Below are 8,540 nucleotides of genomic sequence, written 5' to 3'. Positions count from 1 at the left end.
CGCTGCTTGAGCTGGTTAGTTAAGTCATTCGGGGGCCGAGCGTAGCTCGCGAACCCGAATCCCGAAAGTTGTTGGACCCCGGTCGCGCGCAGACCATGTCGAGATTCCGGTTTCGCTCACTGCGTGAGCGCCCCGGAATGACGAACGCGGAGGTGAAGACTGACTAATCGACCTCGTCCGGCGCCTTGACCCGCCGGCGTGAGAACGCCGATTCCGGTTCGTTCGGATCGCGTGCCTTCTGGGCTTTGAGCGCGGTCGCCGCAAGCGCAGCGATTTTCTTCTGCGGGTCAGAGCCGGGCTGCACCACGCCCGCCGACATGATCAGCGTCGCCGCCTCTTCGGCGCTCATGTCGACCGGGATGACCTTGCTCTTCGGCACATAAAAGAAGAATCCGGTGGTCGGGTTTGGCGCGCACGGCAGGAACACCGAGATGTGCTCCTCACGGTTGGGAATGCGATCGCCGACTTCCGGATTGGGCGGCAGCGAGATCAGCACGATCGACCACATGCCCGGCGACGGAAACTCCACCAGGCCGACCTTGCGCAGGCTGTTGCCGTTGCCCGAGAACAAGGTCTCGAACACCTGCTTGAGACCACGATAGATTGCTCGCACCACCGGCATCTGGCCGAGCAACCGCTCGCCGAGATCGACCAGCGTGCGCCCGATCAGATTGGCGGTGAGGAAGCCGAGCAGCGTCAGCGCCACGAAGGCCACGACCAGGCCGGAGCCCGGAATTGCGAACGGCAGATAGGTCTCGGGGCGATAATCCGGCGGCACCAGCGGGCGGACGAAGCCGTCCACCCAATTGATGAACCACCAGGTCAGATAGAAGGTGATCGCGACGGGTCCGGCCACGACGAGGCCGGTCAGAAAGTAGTTCCGGATGCGCCCCATGACGCCGCGCGGCGGGTCCGGCGGGGTCTCGCCGGGCGGGCTCGTTTGCTGATCGGTCATCAGGCGTCGGGGTCCATTCAGGTCCAATGAATCGAAATGCCGCGGCCTGGGCAGCCACGGCGCACCATCCTAGCAGAGAATGATCAGCGATGTGCGATGGATCAACAACGCCGCAATGACCGCTCTCCGCTGGCGTGGATGAAGCCAGCACGCGACATATAGGCTTTCGGTGCGCGGCCAACAACCGGCGGTATGGGGCGGCGCCGGTCCCTGCGCCTATTCGACCGTCACCGATTTCGCCAGGTTGCGCGGCTGGTCGACGTCTGTGCCCATCACCACGGCGGTATGATAGGCCAGCAGCTGCACCGGGATGGCGTAGACCATCGGCGTAAATGCCGCCGCCATGTCGGGCATCACAATCGTCACCAGCGATTCGACCGTCGCCTCCTCGGCGCCCTTGGCGTCGGTCATCAGGATGATCCGGCCGCCGCGCGCCGCGACCTCCTGCATGTTCGACACCGTCTTCTCGAACACCCGGTCATAGGGCGCTATCACCACGACCGGCATCTTCTCGTCGATCAGCGCGATCGGGCCATGCTTGAGCTCGCCGGCGGCATAGCCCTCCGCGTGGATGTAGGAGATTTCCTTCAGCTTCAGCGCGCCCTCGAGCGCCATCGGATACGACGTGCCACGGCCGAGATAGAGCACGTCCTGCGCCTTGGCGATGTCGCGCGCCAGCCGCTCGATCTGGGGCTCGTGGGCCAGCGCCGCAGCCATCAGCCGCGGCAGTTCGATCAGGCCGTGAACCAGCTTGGCCTCGTCCTCATCCGACAGCACGCCGCGCGCCTTGCCGGCCGCGACGGCGAGTGCAGCGAGTGCGGTGAGCTGACAGGTGAAGGCCTTGGTCGACGCGACGCCGATCTCCGGCCCGGCCAGCGTCGGCATCACCGTCTCGGCCTCTCGCGCGATCGTCGAGGTCGGTACGTTGACGACGGCGAGCGTGTGCAGGCCTTCCTGCTTGGCGTAGCGCAGCGCCGCCAGCGTGTCGGCGGTCTCGCCCGACTGCGAAATGAACAGCGCCAGATCGCCCTTGCGCAGCGGCGCCTCGCGATAGCGGAACTCCGAAGCGATATCGATTTCGACCGGCAGCCGCGCGAAGCGCTCGAACCAGTACTTTGCGACATAGCCGGCGTAGTTGGCCGTGCCGCAGGCGGTGATCGACAGGTGCTGGATGTCCTTGAAGTCGAACGGCAGCTTCATCGGCAGCGACACGCGTTCGCTCGCCATGTCGATGTAGCGGGCCAGCGTGTGGCCGACGACTTCGGGCTGCTCGTGAATTTCCTTGGCCATGAAATGGCGGTAGTTGGCCTTGTCGACCACGAAGGAAGACGCGCCGGACTTCATCACCTCGCGATGCACGACATCGCCCTTGGGGTCGTGCACTTCGGCGCCCTTGTGGGTCAGCACCACCCAGTCGCCGTCGTCCAAGTAACTGATGTCGTCGGTCAGCGGCGCCAGTGCGATCGCGTCGGAGCCGAGATACATCTCGCCGTCGCCATAGCCGACCGCTAGCGGCGAACCCTTGCGGGCACCGATCATCAGATCGTCATGGCCCTTGAACAAGAATGCCAGCGCGAACGCGCCGCGCAGCCGCGGCAGCGAGGCCTTCACCGCTTCGAGCGGCGACGCACCCTTCTTCAAGTACGAATTGACCAGGTGCGCGACCACCTCGGTATCCGTCTCGCTGGAAAATTTGGCGCCCTCGGCTTCGAGTTCGCCGCGCAGCTCGCGGAAATTCTCGATGATTCCGTTGTGAACAACGGCGACGTCGCCTGCCGCATGCGGATGCGCGTTGGTCTCGTTCGGCTTGCCGTGGGTCGCCCAGCGGGTGTGGCCGATGCCGGAATGGCCGCAGAGCGGCTCCTTCTTGAGGCGCGCCTCGAGGTTCTTCAGCTTGCCCTCGGCGCGGCGGCGCTCCAGTTGGCCGCCTTCCAGCGTCGCCACACCGGCGGAATCATAGCCGCGATATTCGAGCCGCTTGAGCGAGTCGACGAGCTGATCCGCGACCGGTCCACGCCCCAGAATGCCGATGATGCCGCACATGCGGATGGTTACTCCCCGAAACGGCCCATGCCGTGCCCACTTCGATTTAGCGAAGGGGACCTAACGTCTGATACTCAATAATTATTGCCGATTACGACAGCGGCAAACGACGGTGTGGTTAACCGGGTTTCGGCGTTTTATGCCGCGTCTTCATGTCGCGAAACCGCTTGGCCCAGCCCTCTTTCGACGTCTGGGCGTTGCGTTCGAGCGCCAGCGCATCGTCAGCTACGTCCTTGGTGATCACCGAGCCTGAGCCGATATAGGCACCAGCGCCGATTTTCACAGGCGCCACCAGCGACGAATTCGAGCCGACGAAAGCCCCCTCGCCGATTTCCGTCTTGTGCTTGCCGAAGCCGTCGTAATTGCAGGTGATCGTGCCGGCCCCGATATTGGCGCCGGATCCAATGTGAGCGTCGCCGATATAGGTCAAATGATTGACCTTGGCGCCGGCGTCGATCTGCGCCGCTTTGGTCTCGACGAAGTTGCCGATCTTGGCGCCGTCGCCGAGTGACGTGCCCGGGCGAAGCCGCGCATAGGGGCCGACCTGCGCCTTGGCGCCGACGCGCGCTTCGGCGAGATGCGAGAACGAATGGATCACCGCGCCGTCGCCGATGCTGACTCCAGGACCGATCACCACGAAGGGTTCGATCACGACGTCGCGGCCGAACGTGGTGTCGGGGGCGAGGTACACGGTGTCCGGCGAAATCAGCGTTACGCCCGCGGTCATCGCGGCGGCGCGCAGCCGCGCCTGCATCACCGCCTCGGCCTCGGCGAGCTGCGCCTTGGTGTTGATGCCACGGACTTCGTCTTCGTCGGTCTCGATCACCCTCGCGACCAAGCCCAGCTCACCTACCAGCCCGACAGCGTCGGTCAAATAGTACTCGCCCTTGGCGTTGGCGTTGCCGATCTTGTCGAGCACATCGAGCGCGATCCGGCCGTCGATCGCCATCACGCCCGCATTGCACAGCGTGATTGCCCGTTCGGCTCCGTTGGCGTCGGCCTGTTCGCGGATCGCGACGAGGCGATCGCCGTCGAGCAGCAGCCGGCCGTAACCGGTGGGATTGGCGGCGCGGAAACCGAGCACGACCAGCGAGGCGCCCTGCCCCAGCGGCTCGCGCAAGCGAGCCAAGGTTTCGGCGGAGATCAGCGGCGTATCGCCGAACGCGATCAAGAGGTCTTCCGCACCGCGCTCGATCGCCTCGCGCGCTGCCAGAACGGCATGTGCCGTGCCGAGCCGCTGCGTTTGAATATAGATGTCCGCGTCCGGCCGCGACCGCTTGGCCTCGTCGGCGACAGCCTGATGATCGGGTCCAACCACGACGGCAAGGCGGTCGGCAGTGCCGCGGGGTGCCGCGGCTAGTACATGCGCGAGTAGCGTACGCCCGGCGACCGGATTAAGCACTTTGGGGAGCGACGATCGCATCCGCGTGCCCTCGCCGGCCGCGAGTACGATGGTGAGGCTGGTTCTGGTCATCCCTATTCCCGTAGCCCTGATCTTGGCCGTCGTCATAAAGCGTTTTGCGTCCGAGAGGAAATCTGTTCGAGGCGACCAAAGATGCCGCCACCGTCCGTGCGAGGACGTTTCCCTGCTAATCTGAACGATGTGATTCGCAGCGGTGATGGCCGCAGCGGGGGATGGGCGACAAAGAGTGAGCGGCGGCCGCCGGTGGGCCTTCGGATGAAGCGGAAGAGCGACAATCTGGCCGACAGCTTCGCCACCGACGAGTCGGAAGGCTGGCTCGCGCGCTTTCTCGCCGACGAGGAAGAGCTCGACAATCGGGCGAAATGGCGGCTGGCGAGCTGGGGCGCCGGGTCGCTCGGCGCCATCGTGATCGCAATTTTGGCCGGCCAGGCGGCCGGCGACCGCGCCCGCGAACAGGTCGCCTCGGCCGATCTGGCGCGGCAGTCGCAAGCCATCCAGCAGCTCGCCAAGGAAAGCCGCAACGAAGCCGGCCGGCTGGCGTCAGCAATCGAAATCCTGAACGGCGATCGCGACCGGCTTTACGCCAAGCTCGGATCGTTGGAGCAAGGGCTCGACTCGGTGACCGGCTCGATCGCCCGCAACCGTGCAGCACCACAACTCCCGTCGATCCCGGTCGAACGGCCTGCCGAGAAGCGCGTCGAACGGCCCTCGGCAAACGCCGCGGAGGCACCGGCCAATATGGTTGCGGCACTGCCGGAGCTCGTACCGGTCGAGAGCCGCCCAACAAAGCAGGCGGATGTTAAACCGGAACCGAAGGCGCAGGAGGTCAATTCGGCGGCGGCGCTGGCCAGCACCACCAAGCCGGTGACAGCCGTGCCGGCGCAGGAGCCTCCCGCGGCCCGCCACGTGGCGACAACGGTGATCCCGGGTGCAGCGACACCGCTGCCCACGCCGGCTCCGGAGCGCGCCGCATCTGCGTCGTCCGCTTCGTTCGTCGCCGCCCGGTCGATGCTGGCGCCGCCGGACGGAGCAGCGGGCCGGCTGGTCGAACCGCCCTCCCCAACGCCAGCTCCGCAAGCGGCGAGTCCACAGGTTGTCGCGCCACCGGCTCCCGCCGCTGCAACGGTTGCCTCAGCTGCCGCCGAGGATGACGACGACACACCCGAGACCGCGGCCGTGCCGGTGCCGCGAACTGAATTTGGCGTCGACCTCGGTAGCGCTGGGTCGGTCGAGGGCTTGCGGGTGCTGTGGGTCAAGCTGGCCAAGACTCACAAGGAGCTCAAGCCGCTCCGACCGGTGATCATGGTCAAGGATCAGGGCCGCGGCGCGCAGCTGCGGCTCGTCGCCGGTCCGCTCGGGGATGCTGCCGCGGCCGCCAAACTCTGCGTCGCCCTGGGCAGCGCCGATCGCTCCTGTGAGACGGCCGTCTACGACGGCCAGCGCCTGCCGATGGCCTCCGCAGCGCCGCCGCCGCGGCCGCGCAAGCGCGTGCCGAAATTGACCAGCGTGCCCGAGCCGCCACCTCCACCGCCTGCACCAGCGGTGGCACCGCAGCCGCCGCCTCAGCCGCAGGCCCAGGCACAGCCGGCGTCGTTCACCAACTTCTTCGGTATCCGCCCGCAAGCGTCACAATGAGGCGGACGGGATCGCGCGGGACTCGTCGGCCGACTTGACGATTGTCCCGCGCCGCGAAGCGCCGCATAATCGCACGATGATCAAGAAACCCTTCCGGCTCACGCCGTACCAAGTCCAATGGCTGCTCGTCGTCGGCTTCGTCACCGTCGGCTATGCGCTGTATCTCCGCTATCTTGCTGTCGAGATGTCGACGGTCTCGCTGGCCTGCGACGCCGGCCTGCAGTCGATGCTGTGCACGGCGCGGCTGACCGCGACCTATCTGTTCCGCAATTCGGTGTTCGGCATCGCCGCGGTGGTCATCGGCGTGCTGCACTTCATCCGGCCGTCGATCGTGCTGCTGACCGCCGGGCTGGTGGCAGCCGGGCTCGGCATCGTGCTCTACAATATCGGCCTGTCGGGGATCGCGATCGGGCTGCTTATTTTGGGGTTTGCACGTCCCGCGCCCGCCACAGCGTAACCGCCAGCATCACATAGACCGCGCAGGTCCACAGCGACTGCCAGTTCTTCGGCCCTTCGTTGAAGCCGGTGTAGACGGCAGCGAGGACCAGCAATCCCGCAAAGGTCGACTCCGCAATCGGGCGCCTTCCCTCCGGCGGCCGGTTGATAAGCGTCATCCAGAACAGCGGCAGCACCGCCATCGTCAGCGCCGCGAACGGGAAGTCGCGGTAGCGCGGATCGAAGGTGAAGCCGAGCGCGGTGCCGGCGGCGATCAGCGTGGTGATCACCAGCAGCAAACCGAGAGCCCACGCCCCCTTCGAGCGGGTCCGCATCTCGCGCGGACCGAATAGCTCGAGGAAGGTCGGCAGCGCCCGTCCGGTCATCAGCGACGGCGCGGCGACCAGCGGCGCCAGCACGCCGCAGGCCAGCAAAAGCGACCATTGCACCCAGCGGCCGATGCCGTAGCTCTCGACCAGCAGCTTGTCGAACGCGACGCCCAGCAGCGCACCGGCGACGGTCGCCGAGCTGGCAACCGCCAGCCAGGAAATCAGCCGCGGCGGCCAGGGCCGGCGGCGGACCGCGATGATAGCGGCGATGAAGATCAGCACGCTCAGTCCCATGCCGGCGCCGAGCTCGGCCCGCCAGCGCGGGAAATTGCGGATCGGCTCCCCGGCCGGATATTTCAGGTCGCGATTGCCGGCGTCGAACAGGCCCCAATATCCGCCGACCGTGCCTTCGAGGTCTCGCTTCCACGGCTGGTCATAGGCTTCGATCAGGTTGACGCGGAAATGCTCGCGTCGGGCCAGATCCAGAATCTCCGATACCACCCGCGCCTGGTTAGCGCGCGACGGCAGCGCGCCTTCGCGCATCCGGCCTGCGCTCGGCCAACCGGTTTCACCGATCAGGATTTCCTTATTCGGAAACGCCGCTGCGACGCGCTTGCGGATCTGGTCGACATGGGCGGCGGCGAAGCGCGCCGGGATCGGGATGTCCTCCCAATACGGCAGGATATGAATCGTGACGAAATCGACCGCGTCATAGACGTCGCGATTGCGCAGCCAGTATTCCCAGACGTCCGCATAGGTCACCGGGACTTTGACCTGCGACTTGACCGAGCGGATCGTGGCGGCGAGATCGGCTGCGGTCATTTCCCCGCGCAGCAACACCTCGTTGCCGACCACGAGGCCGGTGATCACGCCCGGAAAGTCTTTGGTGAGCGCGACGGCTGCGGCGATCTGGGACTGGTTCTTGTAGCGATCATTACCGAGCCAAACACCCTGCAGCACCTTCAGGCCGACGCGGGCGGCGATCGCCGGGACCTGATCGACGCCATTGTCGACCGAGTAGGTCCGCACGCAGTTCGAGATCTTGGCGAGTTGCGTCAGGTCCTGGGTAATCTGGTCGGCGTCGATATGGGTGGTCGGATCGAGCGGCGTCTGGCCGGCCCGGAACGGCGCGTAGGAGACGCATTCGAGCTTGGTGCCCGCCTCGATCGGGGCACGTGACAGCGTCACCGGCGTGGCCATCCACCACCACGCCGCAAAAATCAAACCAAGCGAGACCGGGAGAAGCGCCAGCGGCGTACGAAGGGAAATCGGTTCCGTCCTCCACGAAGGGTCACGTCGATTACCCGCTCGCGCTCGATCTGCCAAGGGCAACCCGCGACAGCCGACACCGCCTGCGACCTTCTGCCGACCTCGGTTCAGCTTTTCGACGTCATGCGCGAACTGATGAACTGGCATTGCTGGACAAATACCAAAATGTCCGTCATCAGAATCTGCCAGGGTCACGCCCTATCGGCGACGAATTCGGGCGGCATCACGCGGATCGGACCGGTGCCGCAATGGCCCGGCAAAGAGATCGGGGACACGATGCGACGAGTATTCCTTGAGTTCCAGAATGCGCTGATGCGCTGCCTGGGTGCGACGACTCTTGCGCTGCTGCTGGGGATCGGCGGCGCAATTGCTCAGAGCGGCGATCTGCGCGCACAGGATCAGGCCAAGCCGGCTCAGGCGCAGAATCAGCAACCCGCGGCGGATGCGCTCA

6 protein-coding genes and 1 pseudogene are annotated in these 8,540 nt (G+C 65.8%); 3 read left to right on the top strand and 4 right to left on the bottom strand.

Going from position 1 to position 8,540, the window contains the following annotated elements; genetic code table 11:
- Window positions 1-163: 163 nt before the first annotated feature.
- The 3 genes from I5M_RS13905 to glmU form a co-directional block, all read right to left on the bottom strand.
- Complete coding sequence (locus I5M_RS13905) at window positions 164-955, bottom strand: DUF502 domain-containing protein (protein ID WP_022721949.1); 792 nt, start codon at window positions 953-955, stop codon at window positions 164-166.
- A 216-nt stretch (window positions 956-1,171) separates the two neighbouring features.
- Entirely contained in the window at window positions 1,172-2,998 is a 1,827-nt protein-coding gene (gene glmS, locus I5M_RS13900; protein WP_022721948.1) for a glutamine--fructose-6-phosphate transaminase (isomerizing), read from the bottom strand.
- Between the two features lie 118 nt (window positions 2,999-3,116).
- Complete coding sequence (glmU, locus tag I5M_RS13895; RefSeq protein WP_022721947.1) at window positions 3,117-4,472, bottom strand: bifunctional UDP-N-acetylglucosamine diphosphorylase/glucosamine-1-phosphate N-acetyltransferase GlmU; 1,356 nt, start codon at window positions 4,470-4,472, stop codon at window positions 3,117-3,119.
- A 204-nt stretch (window positions 4,473-4,676) separates the two neighbouring features.
- Here glmU and I5M_RS13890 point away from each other — a divergent pair, with 204 nt between their 5' ends.
- Window positions 4,677-6,056: a hypothetical protein gene (locus tag I5M_RS13890; protein WP_022721946.1), complete on the top strand. Its 1,380-nt coding sequence runs from the start codon at window positions 4,677-4,679 to the stop codon at window positions 6,054-6,056.
- 76 nt (window positions 6,057-6,132) lie between these two features.
- Complete coding sequence (locus tag I5M_RS13885) at window positions 6,133-6,513, top strand: hypothetical protein (protein WP_031336359.1); 381 nt, start codon at window positions 6,133-6,135, stop codon at window positions 6,511-6,513.
- On the opposite strand, the gene I5M_RS13880 is transcribed toward I5M_RS13885, so the two are convergent.
- Window positions 6,473-8,020 carry a beta-(1-6) glucans synthase gene (locus I5M_RS13880; protein ID WP_244432002.1) on the bottom strand — a complete coding sequence of 516 codons (1,548 nt, stop codon included), beginning with the start codon at window positions 8,018-8,020 and terminating at the stop codon, window positions 6,473-6,475. The genes I5M_RS13885 and I5M_RS13880 overlap by 41 nt on opposite strands.
- Before the next feature lie 192 nt (window positions 8,021-8,212).
- Here I5M_RS13880 and I5M_RS33680 point away from each other — a divergent pair.
- A pseudogene (locus I5M_RS33680) lies at window positions 8,213-8,540 on the top strand (hypothetical protein); the annotation flags it as partial.

Source organism: Rhodopseudomonas sp. B29, assembly GCF_000333455.1.
Lineage (GTDB): Bacteria > Pseudomonadota > Alphaproteobacteria > Rhizobiales > Xanthobacteraceae > Rhodopseudomonas.
The sequence above is the reverse complement of the archived record's forward strand: the minus strand, read 5'-3'. Positions and strand labels throughout refer to the sequence as shown.